Source organism: Vibrio sp. 1978 (genome assembly GCF_033344345.1).
Map to the genome: position 1 here is coordinate 1 of NZ_JAWPOP010000339.1, position 783 is coordinate 783.

Consider the following 783-nt stretch of genomic DNA (forward strand, 5'->3'; position numbering starts at 1 on the left):
AGCCTTTCTAATCATGGCTGCGGTAGTGAGTTTTCAAGTCATCTTTACTGTGCCAGAACATCCACAGATCATCACACAAACTGGTTCTGAAATTACCGAAGACATTCGATGTATAGAGTTTAGCGGAGCAAAAGCTCTGGACGATAACGGTGAACTCAACCTTTTAGTTTGGAACATCTACAAGCAAAATCGCGCTAACTGGCAATCTGAGCTGGAGTTGTTCTCGGCAGATAAGCAATTGTTATTGCTGCAAGAAGCCAGCATGACAGACAGTTTTAAACAATGGTTGGTAGATGGCAGCTGGGTCAGCAACCAAGTCAGCGCGTTTAAAGCGTTAGGCAGCGGAGCTGGCGTGATTAGTATTGCTCAAAAGCAGCCAGTTAAAGCATGCGCGTACACGTCAAAAGAACCGTGGTTGCGTTTGCCAAAATCGGCGTTGTACAGCCAGTATCGTTTAAGTAATGGTGAGAGCTTGGCCGTTATCAATGTGCATGCGATCAACTTTACCGTTGGAACGGAAGAATATACTTCGCAACTTTCTGCGCTTGAGACGCTACTTAAACAACACAGCGGGCCAATCGTATTTGCTGGTGATTTTAATAGTTGGAGCGAATATCGGATTACGGCCATGAAGCAGGCCCTGAGGGAAGCAAATTTGAGAGAAGTACAATTCTCGCCAGATCATCGTACGCAGTTTATTACGGGCTTGCCGCTAGACCATGTGTTCTACCGCGGACTAACGCTCAAAAATGCGAAAGCGCCGCAGAGCGACGCTTCCGATCA

1 protein-coding gene is annotated in these 783 nt (G+C 46.6%); it reads left to right on the forward strand.

The window, feature by feature from the left end:
• On the forward strand, nt 1-783 hold a 783-nt coding region (locus tag R8N49_RS26490; protein ID WP_318190364.1), incomplete at both ends, for an endonuclease/exonuclease/phosphatase family protein.